This is a genomic window from Aeromonas sp. 602396, assembly GCF_049173735.1.
GTDB lineage: Bacteria > Pseudomonadota > Gammaproteobacteria > Enterobacterales > Aeromonadaceae > Aeromonas > Aeromonas veronii_A.
On record NZ_JAAKSD010000002.1, the window covers coordinates 355,826 to 372,280 of the forward strand.

At 59.1% G+C, this 16,455-nt stretch carries 14 protein-coding genes; 10 read left to right on the forward strand and 4 right to left on the reverse strand.

From position 1 onward, the window contains the following. Nucleotides 1-212 precede the first annotated feature (212 nt). Complete coding sequence (gene glpK / locus G5229_RS05245; protein WP_266135069.1) at nt 213-1,715, reverse strand: glycerol kinase GlpK; 1,503 nt, start codon at nt 1,713-1,715, stop codon at nt 213-215. A 54-nt stretch (nt 1,716-1,769) separates the two neighbouring features. Continuing rightward, the gene (locus G5229_RS05250) at nt 1,770-2,618 is read right to left on the reverse strand and encodes an MIP/aquaporin family protein (RefSeq protein ID WP_005350866.1); all 849 of its coding nucleotides are present in this window, start codon (nt 2,616-2,618) and stop codon (nt 1,770-1,772) included. Nucleotides 2,619-3,107: 489 nt separating this feature from the next. Here G5229_RS05250 and glpT point away from each other — a divergent pair, with 489 nt between their 5' ends. The 9 genes from glpT (at nt 3,108) to G5229_RS05295 (ending at nt 13,019) form a co-directional block, all read left to right on the forward strand. Continuing rightward, on the forward strand, nt 3,108-4,466 hold the full coding sequence (glpT, locus tag G5229_RS05255; protein ID WP_005337540.1) for a glycerol-3-phosphate transporter: 1,359 nt from the start codon (nt 3,108-3,110) through the stop codon (nt 4,464-4,466). A gap of 102 nt (nt 4,467-4,568) precedes the next feature. Next, complete coding sequence (locus G5229_RS05260) at nt 4,569-5,327, forward strand: DeoR/GlpR family transcriptional regulator (RefSeq protein ID WP_005347045.1); 759 nt, start codon at nt 4,569-4,571, stop codon at nt 5,325-5,327. A gap of 317 nt (nt 5,328-5,644) precedes the next feature. Continuing rightward, a complete protein-coding gene (gene glpD / locus G5229_RS05265; RefSeq protein WP_421208733.1) occupies nt 5,645-7,132 on the forward strand; it encodes a glycerol-3-phosphate dehydrogenase in 1,488 nt (495 codons plus the stop codon). 106 nt (nt 7,133-7,238) lie between these two features. Beyond that, nucleotides 7,239-8,327 carry a glycerophosphodiester phosphodiesterase gene (glpQ, locus tag G5229_RS05270; RefSeq protein WP_005337531.1) on the forward strand — a complete coding sequence of 363 codons (1,089 nt, stop codon included), beginning with the start codon at nt 7,239-7,241 and terminating at the stop codon, nt 8,325-8,327. Nucleotides 8,328-8,545: 218 nt separating this feature from the next. Then, nucleotides 8,546-9,028, forward strand: a complete 483-nt coding sequence (gene eco / locus G5229_RS05275; protein ID WP_005337529.1) for a serine protease inhibitor ecotin — start codon at nt 8,546-8,548, stop codon at nt 9,026-9,028. 298 nt (nt 9,029-9,326) lie between these two features. After that, nucleotides 9,327-9,698, forward strand: coding sequence for a DUF413 domain-containing protein (locus G5229_RS05280; RefSeq protein ID WP_005350885.1), 372 nt, complete (start codon nt 9,327-9,329; stop codon nt 9,696-9,698). Continuing rightward, the gene (hdfR, locus tag G5229_RS05285) at nt 9,698-10,570 is read left to right on the forward strand and encodes an HTH-type transcriptional regulator HdfR (RefSeq protein ID WP_421208734.1); all 873 of its coding nucleotides are present in this window, start codon (nt 9,698-9,700) and stop codon (nt 10,568-10,570) included. The genes G5229_RS05280 and hdfR overlap by 1 nt, the downstream gene beginning before the upstream one ends. A 171-nt stretch (nt 10,571-10,741) precedes the next feature. Continuing rightward, the gene (locus tag G5229_RS05290; RefSeq protein WP_058055945.1) at nt 10,742-11,683 is read left to right on the forward strand and encodes a hypothetical protein; all 942 of its coding nucleotides are present in this window, start codon (nt 10,742-10,744) and stop codon (nt 11,681-11,683) included. A gap of 145 nt (nt 11,684-11,828) precedes the next feature. Further along, nucleotides 11,829-13,019, forward strand: coding sequence for an amino acid aminotransferase (locus tag G5229_RS05295; RefSeq protein WP_216978471.1), 1,191 nt, complete (start codon nt 11,829-11,831; stop codon nt 13,017-13,019). A gap of 116 nt (nt 13,020-13,135) precedes the next feature. Here the strand turns inward: G5229_RS05295 and G5229_RS05300 are convergent, their stop codons facing one another. Together G5229_RS05300 and G5229_RS05305 are read right to left on the reverse strand one after the other, a co-directional pair. Beyond that, the gene (locus tag G5229_RS05300) at nt 13,136-13,639 is read right to left on the reverse strand and encodes a DUF2062 domain-containing protein (RefSeq protein WP_005359699.1); all 504 of its coding nucleotides are present in this window, start codon (nt 13,637-13,639) and stop codon (nt 13,136-13,138) included. Next, nucleotides 13,633-14,151: a DUF2062 domain-containing protein gene (locus G5229_RS05305; RefSeq protein WP_005350890.1), complete on the reverse strand. Its 519-nt coding sequence runs from the start codon at nt 14,149-14,151 to the stop codon at nt 13,633-13,635. Before G5229_RS05305 ends, G5229_RS05300 begins: the two co-directional genes overlap by 7 nt. Before the next feature lie 27 nt (nt 14,152-14,178). Here G5229_RS05305 and G5229_RS05310 point away from each other — a divergent pair, with 27 nt between their 5' ends. Beyond that, the gene (locus tag G5229_RS05310; RefSeq protein ID WP_421208735.1) at nt 14,179-16,380 is read left to right on the forward strand and encodes a DNA internalization-related competence protein ComEC/Rec2; all 2,202 of its coding nucleotides are present in this window, start codon (nt 14,179-14,181) and stop codon (nt 16,378-16,380) included. Nucleotides 16,381-16,455 lie beyond the last annotated feature (75 nt).

The window sequence follows — 16,455 nt, forward strand, 5'->3', positions numbered from 1 at the left end:
TCTCCTCCATAAAGAAAGGCCGCATATGCGACCCAGATGATGATTATAGATAGAGAACTCAATTGTGTTGTGACGGTTGGTGAGAACAAGATTCACCAGATAAAAACAGGGGGAGCAACGGGAGGGGAGGGCCGGCAAGGGGTAGACAAAAAGAGGCCGACGTGATGGTCGGCCTCCTTGGTGTTTATCTCAACGGAATGTCGGGAGCCCGATCAATCCTCTTCAGCCCAACGGCGTGAACGCTCAACCGCTTTTTTCCAGCCGTTGTAGCGCTTGGCGCGATCGTCTCTGTCCATCTGCGGGATGAACTCGCGGTCCACGCTGAACTTGTCTTCCAGCTCGTCGGAGCTCTTCCAGAAGCCGACTGCCAGACCCGCTAGGAAGGCAGCGCCCATGGCGGTGGTCTCGATGCGGGTCGGACGTACCACCGGGGTGTGCATCATGTCAGCCTGGAACTGCATCAGGAAGTCGTTGGCCACGGCGCCGCCGTCTACCTTGAGGGCAGCCAGCTTGATGCCGGAGTCTTGCTGCATGGCATCCAGCACATCGCGGCTCTGATAGGCGATGGATTCCAGCGCGGCACGGATGATGTGGTTGCGGTTGGCGCCACGGGTCAGGCCGACCATGGTGCCGCGAGCATAGGGATCCCAGTAGGGCGCGCCTAGGCCGACGAAGGCCGGTACCAGATAGACGCCGTTGGTGTCACCCACCTTGGAGGCGAAGTAGTCGGTATCGCGGGCATCGTGAATGATCTTCAGCTCGTCACGCAGCCACTGGATGGTGGCGCCGCCCATAAACACCGCACCTTCCAGCGCGTAGTTCACTTCCCCTTTCGGGCCGATGGCAACGGTAGTCAGCAGGCCGTTGCTGGAGCGAACCGGCTCGGTGCCGGTGTTCATCAGCATGAAGCAGCCGGTGCCGTAGGTGTTCTTGGCCATCCCTTTTTCAAAGCAGAGCTGGCCGAACAGGGCAGACTGCTGGTCACCGGCGATACCGGCGATGGGGATGCGGGAGCCGCCACCACGGGTGGTGTAGCCGTACACTTCGGAAGAGGGTTTCACTTCCGGCAGCATGGACATGGGGATGCCCAGCTCGTCCAGCATCTTCTGATCCCACTTCAGCTCGCGGATGTTGTAGAGCATGGTACGGGAGGCGTTGGTCGGGTCGGTGACGTGCACTTCGCCATTGGTCATCTTCCAGACCAGCCAGGTGTCGATGGTGCCAAACAGCAGCTCGCCGTTCATCGCCTTCTCGCGGGCACCTTCCACGTTGTCGAGGATCCACTTCACCTTGGTACCGGAGAAGTAGGCATCCAGCACCAGGCCGGTGTTCTCGCGAACATACTCTTCCAGACCGCGTGCTTTGAGCTCTTCGCAGATGGCGGCGGTGCGGCGGCACTGCCAGACGATGGCGTTGTAGATGGGCTTGCCGGTGGCCTTTTCCCATACCACTGTGGTTTCACGCTGGTTGGTGATACCGATGGCGGCGATCTCTTCGCTGCGAAGGCCAGTCTTGGCCAGCACTTCGGTAAAGACAGAGGATTGGGTCGCCCAGATCTCCATCGGGTCGTGCTCTACCCAGCCCGCTTTCGGGTAGTGCTGGGTGAATTCGCGCTGGGAGGTACCGACAATATTGGCATCCTGATCAAACACGATGGCGCGGGAAGAGGTGGTTCCCTGGTCCAGAGCGACGACATATTTCTTTTCAGCAGACATGATGTTCTCCACGTTTCTATTTTCCACGTTTTTATACGTTGGAGGGGGCCGCTCTTATGCGGCAGCCTCTTCTTTGGCGGTTTGGGTCGCTTGCTCGGTGGTGACGACACGGTTGCCCGGGACGCAGGGAGCCAGCACTTTGACATACAGAGCGGTACCAATCTGGGCGCCAACGATGGGGCCAAGGATCGGAACCCAGAAGTAGGGGTTGTCACGACCACCGGTCAGGGCAACATCACCCCAGCCAGCAAAGAACGCGAACAGTTTCGGACCAAAGTCACGGGCCGGGTTCATGGCAAAACCGGTTAACGGGCCAAGGGAGGCACCGATCACCGCGATCAGGATACCGATCAGCAGGGCGGCAGCGAAACCCTTGGGGGCGCCGTTGTTGTTGTCACCCAGCGCCATGATGCCCAGCATCAGGACAGCGGTGATCACCAGCTCGACGGCAAAAGCTTGCATATTGGTCAGTAGGGCATTGGGGTAGGTGGAGAAGATCCCGGCGGTGCCGAGGCTCTCGACGCTGCCGCGCACCACGTTATGGGTCACTTCCCACTGGGTGAAAAGGTTACCATAAAGGAAGTAGACAAGGGCGGCGAAGCAGAAGGCACCGGCCATCTGGGCGATGATGTAGGGCACCACCTTGCGCTTGTCGAAACCGCAGAAGGTCATCAGCGCCAGGGTTACAGCCGGGTTCAGGTGAGCACCTGAAATGCCGCCGGTCACATAGATGGCGATGGCCACACCCAGACCCCAGGTAATGGAGATTTCCCACTGCCCGAAGTTGGCGCCTGCCAGCACCAGTGCCGCCACACATCCGACGCCGAAAAATATCAGCAGGCCGGTTCCGATAAACTCGGCGATGCACTCACCAAGCAGGGTATTGGGTCTTTGTATGCTCATACTTTTATTCCTTATATCCACCCGTAGAGGTTTGATGTTCCGTTCTATCTTTTTGTGTCTATCCGTTGCTGCCGAAAACGTTTCCTTGTTGTTTTTGCGTCTTGCGCAAACGATATGCTCGTTTGCGCTCGTTATCGGTCGTGACAGAAAATAACCCTTCCCGCTAATTTCACCATCCCCCCTCCATAGGAAATGTGGACAAGATCCCACTCATTGCTAAGAAAATGTGACGTAAAGCATCTTGATAACAGCCGCTTACCACTTAGGGGGTAGCTTGCAACCCTTGCCACACAAGGGCTGGCGCTTGCTGAGCAATTTCTCATTTGGAGCTTTTATTTGTAATAAAACTGCAATATTTGAGCATGCATCACAGATTAAATGAGCGCATATGAGCACAATTGGCTCGCTTGCGAATCGGTGGACTCACATGATTCGTCGGAATGGTCAGGGCATCCTCAACCGCCCATAACAACAATAAGGAAGCAGAACATGCTTAGTCTCTTCAGGCCTGCGGCGCACATCGACAGGCTCCCGGCTGACAAGGTCGACCCCTTCTACAAACGCATGCGTTGGCAGGTGTTTTTCGGGATCTTCTTCGGTTACGCCGGCTACTATCTGGTACGGAAAAACTTCAGTCTGGCGATGCCCTATCTGATCGAGCAGGGCTTCTCCCGTGGTGATCTCGGTTTCGCGCTCTCCGGGGTCTCCATCGCTTACGGTTTGTCCAAGTTCCTGATGGGGAACGTCTCTGACCGTTCCAACGCCCGTTACTTCCTCTCCGCCGGTCTGCTGCTCTCGGCTGCCATCATGTTCATGATGGGTACCATGCACTGGGCCACCTCCAGCATTGCCATCATGTTCGTGCTGTTGTTCCTGAACGGTTGGGCACAGGGCATGGGCTGGCCGCCCTGCGGTCGCACCATGGTGCATTGGTGGTCACAGAAAGAGCGCGGCGAAGTGGTTGCGGTCTGGAACGTGGCGCACAACGTGGGTGGCGGCATGATTGGCCCGCTGTTTATCCTCGGGATGGGTTGGTTCAACGACTGGCGCAGTGCCTTCTATGTGCCTGCGGCAGCGGCGGCCGCCATCGCAGTGATCGCCTTCTTCGTGATGCGTGATACCCCGCAATCGGTCGGTCTGCCTCCTATCGAGGAGTACAAGAACGACTATCCGAAGGATTACAACGAGAGCCACGAGCAGGAGTTCTCCGCCAAGGAGATCTTCGTCAAGTACGTGCTGCACAACAAACTGCTGTGGTACATCGCGATCGCCAACGCCTTCGTTTACCTCATTCGTTACGGTGTGCTGGACTGGGCGCCAACCTACCTGAAAGAGGCCAAGCACTTCACCGTCGACAACTCCTCCTGGGCTTACTTCCTCTACGAGTGGGCCGGTATTCCGGGCACCCTGCTGTGTGGCTGGATCTCTGACAAGATGTTCCAGGGCCGCCGTGCCCCGGCCGGTATCCTGTTCATGGTGCTGGTGACCCTGGCTGTACTGGTTTACTGGTTCAACCCGGCCGGCAACCCGACCATCGACATGATGGCGCTGGTGGCTATCGGCTTCCTGATCTACGGCCCTGTCATGCTGATTGGCCTCTATGCTCTTGAGCTGGCACCGAAGAAAGCAGCCGGTACTGCGGCAGGTTTCACCGGTCTGTTCGGTTATCTGGGCGGCGCGGTCGCGGCCAACGCCATGCTGGGTTATACCGTTGACCACTTCGGTTGGGATGGCGGCTTCATGGTGCTGACCGTCTCCTGCGTGCTCTCCATCATTCTGCTGGCGATGACCCTCAAGCATGAGAACATTGCCGTTGCGGCCAAGAAAGCGGCTGCCCATAAGGCATAAAACGTGATCCTCAGCTTATTGATCCCAAAGGGGATCAGGTAAACTGCCAAAAGGCCCCGCATCTGCCGGGGCCTTTTTTTGTCTCATCATCGGAGTGCAAGCGTGAAGCAAACCCAACGACATCTGGAGATCCTGGACGTCCTGACGCGGCAGGGATTTGTCTCGACCGACGATCTGGTGACCCACTTTGACGTCAGCCCCCAGACCATTCGCCGGGATCTGAACGATCTCGCCGAACAGAACAAGATCCGGCGCCATCATGGCGGTGCCTCCCTGCATTCGAGTACCGTCAATACCGCCTACAGCGCCCGTAAAGTGATGCAACTCAAGGAGAAAGAGCGCATCGCCCGCGAGGTCGCGGCCAATATTCCCGACGGTTCATCGCTCTTTATCGACATAGGTACCACCACCGAGGCCATTGCCCGTGCCCTGCTCGATCACCGCGAGCTGCGTATCGTCACCAACAACCTCAACGTGGCCAGCATTCTGACGGCCAAGGATGACTTCACCGTCATCATTGCCGGTGGCGAGATCCGCAACCGCGATGGCGGCATCGTGGGGGAGGCGACCCGCGATTTTATCGGTCAGTTTCGCATGGACTATGGTGTCATCGGGATTTCGGGCATCGACAACGACGGCTCCCTGCTCGATTTCGACTATCACGAGGTGAAGATTGCCCAGGCCATCATCGCTCACTCCCGTCAGGTGTTCCTGGCCGCCGACCACACCAAGTTCGGTCGCAATGCCATGGTCAATCTGGGCAATCTCAGCCAGATCCACGCCCTCTTTACCGATCAGGAGCCACCGGAGAAGCTGACGCGATTGATGGCGCAACACCAGATCGCCTGCCACATCTGCTGACGGCTGAAGAGGCCAAGGCTGTGCCGGTCGCCCGTTCGGGCGGCCTCCTTTCTTTTTCTGTCCCCCATCCCTGCACCCATCTCACCCCTTTATAGGTATTGCAAAAACCACTATTCAATCTGGTTTTTTTGGCTATTAACCCGCCGATGTTGGCCCGACGCCATTTGCTCCGCTGACCTGTCCTCTTTGCCACCTCTAGCGGGCTGTGGCGATCACACTTTCATCATAAAATGTTCGTTTGTTGTATTTTCATGTTCTAAAATGAGCGAAATCAAACATTGCTGTTATAGCAATCATAAAAATGAAAGTAGGTGAACATGAGCGAACATTATGATCTGGTCGTCGTCGGTGGCGGCATCAACGGGGTCGGCATCGCAGCCGATGCGGCAGGACGGGGTCTGAAGGTTGCCCTGTTTGAGGCGCAAGATCTCGCCTCTGCCACCTCGTCCAACTCCAGCAAGTTGATCCACGGCGGTTTGCGCTATCTCGAGCATTACGAATTCCGGCTGGTGAAAGAGGCATTGGCGGAGCGTGAGGTGCTGCTCGATATGGCGCCTCACATTGCGCGTCCCATGCGTTTTCGCCTGCCGCACCGTCCACACCTGCGTCCGGCCTGGATGATCCGCGCCGGTTTGTTCCTCTATGACAATCTGGCCAAGCGCGACAAGCTCAAGGGGAGCTGTGGCGTGCGCTTCCTGCCGCAAGATGGGTTGACCGCAGGGATCAATAAGGGGTTTGAATACTCGGACGCCTGGGTCGACGACGCCCGGTTGGTGGTGCTCAATGCCATGATGGCCCGTGACAAGGGGGCCGACGTGCAGACCCGCACCCGCTGCATCAAGGCGGTGCGCGGATCCAAACACTGGACGCTCACTTTGGAGCGGGAAGGGGGCGAGCAGTTCACCGTCACCTGCCGTGGTCTGGTCAATGCGGCGGGCCCCTGGGTCAAGACCTTCTATGACGAGAGCCTGCACGAGAAATCCCCCCGCGGCATTCGCCTTATTAAAGGCAGCCACATGATAGTGCCGCGCATCCACGAGCGCGAAGAGGCCTATATCCTGCAAAACGAAGATAACCGTATCGTCTTCGTCATCCCTTATCAGCAGGACTACTCCCTCATCGGCACCACGGATGTGGAGCACCACGGCAGCCCGCGGGAAGCGAAGATCAGCGAGGCTGAAATTACCTACCTGTGCAAGGTGGTCAACGCCCACTTCACTCGCCAAATTGCGCCGCAAGATGTGATCTGGACCTATGCCGGGGTGCGTCCGCTCTGTGATGACGAGTCAGACTCGCCGCAAGCGGTGACTCGTGACTACACCCTCGAACTGTCTGGCGAGTCTGACGGTGCGCCGCTCTTGTCGGTGTTTGGCGGCAAGCTCACCACCTATCGCAAGCTGGCGCAGGCCGCCTGCAACAAGCTCAAGCCCTGGTTTAGCCAGATGGGGGATGACTGGACGGCGACCAGCCGGCTGCCAGGTGGCGAGTTTGACTGCTCGGTACGCGAGCTGGCCCGCGCCTTTGCGCTGGAGTTTGACTGGCTCGATGATCGCAGCGCCCTGCGCATTGCCGAGGCCTATGGTGCCCATGCCCGTCTTTGGCTGAAAGAGGATCGCGGCATTCACTTCGGTGGCGGCCTCTACGAGTCGGAAGTGCGCTATCTCATCGAACGGGAGTGGGCCTGTTCACTGGACGATATCCTCTGGCGCCGCAGCAAGCTGGGGCTGCGCCTGAACGACTCAGAGCAGCAGATGCTGCAGATCTGGCTCGACCAATACCATCAGGCTCTGCGCAAGGCGAGCTGATGAGTGACGGTGGGCAGTGCGCTGCTGCCCACCGTTTTCCACCGTAAATATGAAACAAACCTCTGATAGAACAATTACCTACACACAATAATAAAGAGCATCACATATGAAAAAACTCGCCGTTTCCCTCATCGCCTTGAGCCTTGGGGCATCCCTCTCATTACCCGTGTTGGCTGCCGATGAAGGCAAGGTGGTGATCGCCCACCGTGGCGCTTCCGGCTACCTGCCCGAGCATACCCTGGAGTCCAAGGCGCTGGCCTATGGCATGGGGGCCGACTATCTGGAGCAGGATCTGGTGATGACCAAGGATGACCAGCTGGTGGTGATGCACGATCACTTCCTCGATGGTATCACCGATGTGGCGGCGCGCTTCCCTGGTCGTGCCCGTCCGGACGGCCGTTACTATGTGGTGGATTTCACCCTGGATGAGGTGCGTTCCCTGCGTATGACCGAGCCATTCCAGCTGGTGGATGGCAAGCAGGTGCCGGTCTATCCGGCCCGCTTCCCGCTCTGGAAGTCAGACTTCAAGATCCACACCTTCCAGGAGGAGATCGAGATGATCCAGGGGCTCAACAAGAGCACCGGCAAGAACATCGGGATCTACCCGGAGATCAAGGCGCCCTGGCTGTTCCGTCACGAAGGCAAGGATATCTCCAAGGCGGTGCTGAAGGTGCTCAAGGAGTACGGCTACACCGGGAAGGACGACAAGGTCTATCTGCAGTGCTTCGATGCCGATGAACTCAAGCGCATCAACAGCGAACTGATGCCCGCCATGGGTATGGATCTGAAACTGGTGCAGCTGATGGCCGAGACCGACTGGAACGAGACCATGGTCTATGACGCCAAGGGCAAGGCGACTCCCTACAACTATGACTGGATGTTCAAGCCGGGGGCGATGAAAACCATCGCCAGCTATGCCGAAGGGATTGGCCCGTGGAAGCCGATGATCGTCACCGAGCCGGGCACTTTGGGCAAGCCGGTCTTCACCGGCATGGTAAAAGAAGCCCATGCGGCGGGCCTGAAAGTTCACCCCTATACCTTCCGTCAGGATGAGGGGCAGATCCCGGCCTATGCCAAGGACTTCACCGACCTACTTAATATCTTCCTCTATCAGGCCGATGTGGATGGGGTGTTCAGCGACTTCCCCGACAAGGCGGTGGCCGTCATCAAGGCCCATCAAGAGGCGGCCAAATAGCACTCTGGCGCCATTTGAATGCAAAGCGAGGCCAATTGGCCTCGCTTTTTGTTTCAGGTTCCCGTAACGGGAGTGTGCGCCCTGTCAGAAAATAGCCAGATCACGTCATGGTGTGCCGGATCTGCATCATTTTACGCAGTTTTTACGTAGCAGATCGCTGGCATGAAATCGGCAGAGCGGTTAGTCTAGCGGCGTTGAACCAACCCCATGAGGTACAGATGAAAACCGTATTGCGTTTTAGCCTGCTGGGCGCCTTGTTGCTGGGTGGCCATGCCTTCGCCGCCGAGCCGAAAAAATTTGATATCAGCATGTTCCCAGCCGCTGACGTGAATCAGGAACGTGTGGTGATCCGCCTGCCTGAAGTCGAGAAAGAAGCCGACATGATGGTCGAGCTGCAGGTCGGCAAAAAGATGATGGTTGATTGCAACGTACCGCGTTTTGCAGGCAACCTGGAACAGCACAGCGTCAAAGGTTGGGGCTACAACTACCTGAAACTGGGCAAAGTATCCGACCCCATCAGCACCCTGATGATGTGCCCGGATAACCAGCAGAAAGAGACCTTCGTCCAGATCTACGGTCAGGGCTTCTTCGTGAACTACAACTCAAAACTGCCGTTCGTGATCTACGTGCCGCAGGAGTATGAAGTGCGCTACCGTCTGTGGCGTGCCGACAACCTGGCCCAACCGGCCATGATTGAGTAAGCATGTTTGAACCAAAGGTTCAGCTGGTTCACCTGATGTGATAAATAAAGCGCCGTATGGCGCTTTATTTTTGCCTGCACAGTCCAAAAAGTGACGTGCAAATTGGCTGCACGTTTACATAAGTTTATTATTTATCAACCTTTTTTGTGTGTTATGCCACAAAATCGGCGTCAGCGATGGGGCAAAGTGACTTCGATAAAAAAAATTTATTAACATAGTGAGAAAATTGATTTTGCACTCGGCGATGGCCTGATGATACTTGCCCGCAAAGGTCAAACTAACCAGAAAAAAGAGCACTATGAGCTTCGAATCAGACAAGCGTTTCAACGACTTCAAACATTTTCCCCGTGGCCTGCGTCGCAGTGGCGAATTCACTGTGGCCGAAGCGGACAGTCTGGAAAAGTATGGTACCGCCATGCTGGCACTCTACCAGGGCAACCTTGCACCCCGTGACGATGTCGAGTCCGCCTTCGTCGAGCAGGTCAAATCCGGCGAAGCCGGTGCCAACCCCCATGCCAAGGTGTGGTTCAAGTACCTCAAGGTGATCGGTCCCAAGCGCGTTCATCGCCTCTGCACCGTCGTTGGCGGCGCCAGCGAAGAGAGCAGCGGTGGCGGCAGCTTTGATGTCGGTGGTGGCAGCGGTGGTGGCAGTGACGAGTCCATCGATTAATGGATACCGAGCTGCTTCGGACCTTTATCGAGGTGAGCAAGACCCGGCATTTTGGCCGGGCTGCTGAAAATCTCTACCTGACCCAGTCGGCGGTGAGTTTCCGGATCCGCCAGCTCGAGCAGCAACTGGGTGTCAGTCTGTTTGCCCGTCATCGCAACAACATCCGCCTGACAGCCTCCGGTGAACGTCTGCTGCCCTACGCAGACGCTATCTTGCACACCCTTGGTCGTGCCAAGCAGGATGTGGCGCTCTCGCCGGGATTCAGCCAGCAGTTGGCCATCGGCGCGCCTGCTGTGTTCTGGGAGCTCGATTTCAACGACTGGCTCAATCACATCTATGCATTGGCGCCCGGTTTGGCGGTACGGCTGGAAACAGCCTCCCGCGAGCACCTCTGCCGCCAGTTGCTGGAGCGCTCCCTCGATCTGGCCCTGCTCTCCGAGCCCACCAAGATCGATGAGATTGCCCTGCATCCCATCGGTGAGCTGGTGTTCGAGCTGGTGAGTCGGGATCCGGCCGCCAATGCCGACAACCTGATGCAGATGCCGCACATCCACCTCGACTGGGGCACCAGCTTCGAGCCGCAACCCAGCCGTTTGCAGAGCCTGCAAAAGACCCCGGTGCTGCACTCCAGCTCCGCCAGCATGGCGTTGCAGTTCGTGCTGGCCAACGGTGGTGCTGCCTACCTGCCACGGCGGATGGTCAGCCCCTTCCTCGAGAAGGGGGCGCTCCATCTGGTGAAGGGGGGCCAGCCGCTGAGCCGTCCGCTCTATCTCGCCTATCTGGAGAAATCCGATCGCCGGGAGCTGATCGATCAGCTGCTGACCCTGCCACTGGGTTGGCACGATGCCGAACTGCGCCTCAACGTTGAGTAAGCGTCGAGTGTTATCCAAGGAAGAGCCCACCCCACGGTGGGCTCTTCTGTTTGGGGAAAATTGCAGGGAGCGAGGTCACGTAATTGGCGCGGGAGGCTTGGCGTCATCGGCCTGTAACGGTACCTTTTCAGGCTGTTTATCCGATTGAGCACTGACAGGGATGGATTGTAATTGATCGACTTTAGTCACCCCGAATGGCGGGCACTGGCGCAGCAGTTGCTGAGCCACTCACCTGTGGTGATCCGTGGCCGCCAGTGGCAACCGCTGGTGGGCCTGCTCAAGGATAACCAGCTGCTGCTCGCTCATGGCAGCCACAGCTATGAGCTCACCCCGGCCGGACGGCGCTATCTCACCCGCGAGCTGATGCTGGCCGAGATCGCAACTGCCCCCCCCGAGCCCGAGGAGTGGTTGCATGCTCAGGGCTGGCAATTGGGGGAGCTGGTCAACGAACGGGTGCTGGCGGCGCTCTATCGCAAGAGCGAAGTGAACTTCACCCCCAACGAGCAGATTGATTTCGAGGACAAGGGGATCCGGCTCTGTGCCGATCAGCTGTTGCGCTTGCGCGCCGCCCAGCCGTTCAGCCTCTTTTTCAGCGGCGGCACCCTGATCGACGCCGCCCCCTGGTTGCAGGCGCTGGGGGAGGTGGCGCTGCCCGAGCGCACCCTGGCGGGTCTTGGCAAGATCCTCTGGGGGGAGGGGAGTATCGAGCGGGTGATCACCACAGATAGCGTCGGCGCCTTTGCCGAGTTGCCCCTTGATGCTGGCACCTTGCTGGTGTGGGCTCCCCCATCGGCTCCTCTAGCCTTGCAGCAGGTAGTTGCCGCCTTGCCCCCCAATGTGTTGTGGAGTCATCTCACCGCCCTCGACCCTGCCGGGGTGGATAGGCTGCAGGCGTTGGCCCAGCGCTTGGGCCGTCCGGCCAGCTGGTGGCTGCCTCGTGATCTGGCCCCCATTCTCAGTGCGTATGCCCAACCTTTGACTGAGGCTAGGCACTGGGAGCCGAGCCGGATCCCCAAGTCATTGTTAGCAGTTTGTAGCGGTTTGGTTGAGTCCAATGGTGGCTTGTCGGCCGAGGTGTGCGCGCTGGCGCCAGCGTGGCATGCCGTTGGTTGAAATTGGCCTGAAAGCGAGCCAAAAAGCGGTTTTCCCCCATTGAACGCGGTGATATAAAGAGTTGACGAAGCGCTCGCCAGATGAGCGCTTTTGTTTATCAAGCCGCTTTGCCACCCAACGAACTCAACGGAATACAGGGAATACCATGTTTGAAAAGGTTGTTGCCGCCCCAGCGGATCCGATCCTGGGCCTGACCGAAGCCTTCCGTGCTGACTCTCGCAGCCACAAGATCAATCTGGGCGTAGGGATCTACAAGGACGAGTCCGGTGCCACCCCCATTCTTCACTGCGTCAAGAAAGCCGAGCAGAAGCTGCTGACCGACGAGAAGACCAAGAACTACCTCGGTATTGAAGGCAATATCGAATATGGCCGTATCGTGCAGCAACTGCTGTTCGGGCAGCATTCTGCGCTGGTTGCCAGCGGTCGTGCCAAGACCGCCCAAGCGCCGGGCGGTACCGGTGCCCTGCGTATCGCGGCCGAATTTGTGGTGCGCAACGGTCTGGCCAAGACCATCTGGATCTCCGATCCCACTTGGGCCAACCACGTCAGCGTATTCCAGGCCGCGGGCCTGACCGTCAAGTGGTACAAGTACTACGACGCCGCCACCAAGGGGCTCGACTTTGCCGCCATGCAGGCTTCGCTGGCCGAAGTGCAGCCGGGTGAGCTGGTGCTGCTGCACGGTTGCTGCCACAACCCGACCGGTATCGATCCCACTGCAGAACAGTGGCGCGCGCTGGCCAAACAAAGTGCTGCCGCCGGCTGGTTGCCGCTGTTTGACTTCGCCTATCAGGGTTTTGCCCGTGGTATCGAAGAGGATGCCGAAGGCCTGCGTATCTTCGCCGAATGCCATGACGAGCTGCTGGTGGCGAGCTCTTTCTCCAAGAACTTCGGCCTCTACAACGAGCGGGTCGGTGCCTTCACGCTGGTCAGCGCGACCAAGGAGATCGCCGATGTGGCCTTCACCCAGGTCAAGACAGTGATCCGTGCCAACTACTCCAACCCGCCGTCACATGGCGCCGCTGTGGTCACCGCCGTGGTGAGCGATCCGGCTCTCTATGCCGAGTGGGTCGAAGAAGTGGCCGCCATGCGGGTGCGGATTCGCGAGATGCGTGAGCTGCTGGTCGAGAAGCTGGCTGCCCTCGGTGTGAGCCAGGATTTCAGCTTTATCCGCGAGCAGAACGGCATGTTCTCCTTCTCCGGTCTCACCAAGGATCAGGTGGAGCGCCTCAAGAGCGAATTTGCCATCTACATCGTCGGCTCAGGCCGGATCAGCGTAGCCGGTATTACCCGCGCCAATATAGATCCCCTGTGCGAGGCCATTGCCAAGGTGCTGTAATCGCATTGCCTTGTGCTCTGGCACTATGCGGCACTATGCCATGAAAAAGCCCGTCACCTTGGTGACGGGCTTTTTTGATCGCCAACGGCTGATCGTCAAACGATGGGAAGGGGAGCTCACTGGTGGCGGGCACCTTGCCACAGTTTGCGCAGTTGCAGCAGCAGCGCGGTCAGGGCGCCGCCACTCAGGGCGGTGAGTACCGCCAGCAGCAGGCTGCCGAGCAGGAAGGGGGGCACCAGGGTGGCAGCCTCCTGCTCCAGCCAGTGGAGGGTCCAGCTGAGGTGGAAAGGCTCCGGCGTCTGGTGCAGTACCAGACAACCGGTGCGATAGGCGTAGAGATACATGAACGGCAGGGTCAGCGGATTGTTGAACCAGACCGCCAGCAGCGCCAGTGGCAGGTTGAGGCTGAATGCCAGCGCCAGACCGACTGCGATGAGCGAGTGCATCGGGATTGGGAACCAGCAGGCGAAGATCCCGGCCGCCACCGCGCCACTCAGGGCGCGAGTGCCCCCTTGCCAGAGGGCTGGGGCAAGCAGTCGCTCACCAAACAGGGCAAACCACTTCTGTTGGCGCAGGGTATCGGGATCTAGCTTGAAGCGGGCAAACCAGCGACTCAGCATGGGCGGGCCATCTTGCGTTTTTGCCACTGGCGCACCGTGCTGATCCGCCAGAAGGTGCGGATCAGGGTGTAACCGATAAGAGAACTGAGCAGGGCCAGGATGAGCGAGCCCAGCAACAGCGGCGGTGCCACTGTGCCCAGTACCGAGACCAGCCACTCCCAGGTGAATTCAATCTCTATCTGCTGCGCCGAATGTCCCAGCAGCTGGCAACCTACCAGATAGGCACCATAGAGCAGGGGCGGCATGGTAAAGGGGTTGGAGAGCCAGACCAGCGCCACCGAGAGCGGCAGATTGACCCGGCACAGGATGGCGCCACCGGCGGCCAGCAGCATCTGGCAGGGGAGCGGCACCCAGGCCATGAAGAGGCCCACCGCAAATGCCCCGGCTGCAGAGCGACGGTTGAGGTGCCAGAGGTTGGCATCGAGCAGCAGTTTGCCGAACAGCCGCAGGTGCTTGTGTTCTTTCAGGGTTTGCTGATCGGGCATCCAGCGTTTAATGAGTCGTTTGGGCATATTGAAACCTTGCTAAATACTTGCTCCATGGATCTGCGTCTGTTGTCGTTTGCCCTGGGGGCAAGCTCCTCACTGCTCTGGCCATGGTTACCTTCACTCGCATGGGGGGGCCTGTTGCTGTCCCTGCTGATCCCCCTTGCATATTGCCGTGCCTGGCGGTGGCTGTTTCTCCTGCTCGGCATCCTCTGGATGCAGGCCAATCTTGCCTATCGGCTGGCCTGGCTGGAGCGGCTGGGCGATCAGACGAGCCACATGATAACCGCAGAGCTGCAAAGTGCAGAGCCCGAGGGGGATAAATTTGTCCGGCTGCTGCTGCGGGTGAGCATCCTCGACGAACAACCGGTGACACCTGAGCCCCTGATCCGGGTCAATGCCTATCAGGCATTGCCCGCCATGACGGTAGGCAGCCGGATCACCCTGGTGACCTCGTTGAAACCGGCTCACGGTCTGGCCAACGAGGCGGGGCTGGATGGGCGGCGTCTGCTGCTGGGCAAGGGGATCACCGCCACTGGCAATCTGCGTCGGGTGATAGATATTCAACAGGCACCTGCGGGTTGGCGTGAACGTTGGTTGGGGGCAGCGACCGAGAGTTGGCGTCCACTTGACTATGCCCCCTTGCTGGCGGCGCTCGCTTTTGGCGAGCAGAGCGGCATCACGGATGCCCAGTGGGAGCTGTTTCGCGGCAGTGGTCTGACCCATATCATCGCCATTTCAGGGCAACACATTGCGCTGGTGGCGGTGCTCGGGTGGTGGTTGGGCAGGCTGTTTGGCCTGCGTGGCGCCATCATCACCTCCCTGCTGTTTGCCGCCGTCTACAGCGCGTTGGCCGGGTTTGCGGTGGCCACCGAGCGGGCCCTGATCATGGTGCTGGTGTGGAGTGTATTGCGCTGGAGCCGGCGAGAGTGGCCGGCCTGGCGCATCTGGCTGTGGGCCTTTGTGGTATTGACCCTCTGGGATCCCTTCGCCCTCTATTCGGCCGGCTTCTGGCTCTCGTTTCTGGCGGTGGCCATCTTGCTGCTGGTGGGATATGTACACGACAAGCCGGGGCTCTGGCAGATCCAGCTCTGGCTGCTGCTTGGTCTGCTGCCGCTGCAACTGGCATTGTTCGAGGGGATAGCGCCTCTTGCCATGGTGATCAACCTGTTGGCGGTACCGCTCTTTTGTATCGCCATCATCCCGCTGGCCCTGATCAGTGTGCTGCTGGCGCCGCTCTCCACCTCGCTTGCCTATGTCCTGTTCTGGCTGGCGGATCTGGGGCTCGGGTGGGTGCTGACGATCCTGAATTGGCTGGCCGATCAACTGCAACTGTGGTGGCCACTACCCGGCTGGTGGCTGCCGCTCTGCACCCTGCTGTTGCTGCTCTGGTTCGCCGCAAAGTGGCGCCCGGCACGCTGGCTCTGGTTACCGGGCACCCTTGCGCTGGTGTTGGCGTGCTGGCCAGCTCCCGCCCGCTGGCAACTGCGGGTGCTGGATGTGGGACAGGGGCTGGCGGTGCTGATCAGCAAGGGGGAGCGTGCCATCCTCTATGACACCGGCGATCGTTATCCCGGAGGCTACAACATGGCGGACGCGGTGATCCTGCCCCAGCTAAGCCATCTGGGGATCCGGGTCATCGATCGCCTCATCATCAGCCACAAGGATCGGGACCATGCCGGCAATCGCAAGCGACTGCTCAGCGCCATGCCGGTGCGTCACGAGTTCTCCTCTTACCCCTTCAGTGAGGGAACCACCCTGTGCCAGCGTGGGCAACAGTGGCGCTGGCAGGGGCTCTCGTTTGTGGTGCTCTGGCCCGAATACCCAGGCGGTGGGCGTAACAACGATGGCTGCGTGGTACGCATCAGCGATGGCGAGCGCAGCATATTGCTGAGCGCCGATATCGAACGGCAGGCCGAACAACGACTGGTGGCGCTGGAGGGGGAGGGGTTGGCCAGCACCTTGCTGGTGAGCCCCCATCATGGCAGTCGCACCTCCTCCACACCCTCGTTTGTCGCGGCGGTGGCGGCAAAGGATGTGATCCACAGCGCCGGTTTTATGAATCAGTGGGGCTTTCCCCGTCCCGATGTAGTAGCCCGCTATCGGGATGCCCGCCAGTGGATCACCGGTCAGCAAGGGGCGATGCTGGTCGAACCCACCGCAGAGGGCTTGAGCGTCACCGCCGAGCGAGATCTGGGGCCTTGGTACCGGCGCAGTGGCGAGTGGTGGCGACCGCGAGTGTGGTTTGAGCAATAATCGGCCATTTCTGCCGTGTAGGAATGCGATATAGGTGGCGGCGCTTGGTGTAAGCCTGCGCTTTGGCTAGAATAG

Excerpts from the sequence above, each read along its gene's own strand:
- eco (WP_005337529.1), top strand. The coding sequence starts at position 8,546 with ATGAAAACCGTATTGCGTTTTAGCCTGCTGGGCGCCTTGTTGCTGGGT.
- G5229_RS05310 (WP_421208735.1), top strand. The coding sequence starts at position 14,179 with ATGGATCTGCGTCTGTTGTCGTTTGCCCTGGGGGCAAGCTCCTCACTG.
- G5229_RS05280 (WP_005350885.1), top strand. The coding sequence starts at position 9,327 with ATGAGCTTCGAATCAGACAAGCGTTTCAACGACTTCAAACATTTTCCC.
- G5229_RS05250 (WP_005350866.1), bottom strand. The coding sequence starts at position 2,618 with ATGAGCATACAAAGACCCAATACCCTGCTTGGTGAGTGCATCGCCGAG.
- G5229_RS05300 (WP_005359699.1), bottom strand. The coding sequence starts at position 13,639 with ATGCTGAGTCGCTGGTTTGCCCGCTTCAAGCTAGATCCCGATACCCTG.
- hdfR (WP_421208734.1), top strand. The coding sequence starts at position 9,698 with ATGGATACCGAGCTGCTTCGGACCTTTATCGAGGTGAGCAAGACCCGG.
- G5229_RS05295 (WP_216978471.1), top strand. The coding sequence starts at position 11,829 with ATGTTTGAAAAGGTTGTTGCCGCCCCAGCGGATCCGATCCTGGGCCTG.
- glpD (WP_421208733.1), top strand. The coding sequence starts at position 5,645 with ATGAGCGAACATTATGATCTGGTCGTCGTCGGTGGCGGCATCAACGGG.
- glpQ (WP_005337531.1), top strand. The coding sequence starts at position 7,239 with ATGAAAAAACTCGCCGTTTCCCTCATCGCCTTGAGCCTTGGGGCATCC.
- glpT (WP_005337540.1), top strand. The coding sequence starts at position 3,108 with ATGCTTAGTCTCTTCAGGCCTGCGGCGCACATCGACAGGCTCCCGGCT.
- G5229_RS05305 (WP_005350890.1), bottom strand. The coding sequence starts at position 14,151 with ATGCCCAAACGACTCATTAAACGCTGGATGCCCGATCAGCAAACCCTG.
- glpK (WP_266135069.1), bottom strand. The coding sequence starts at position 1,715 with ATGTCTGCTGAAAAGAAATATGTCGTCGCTCTGGACCAGGGAACCACC.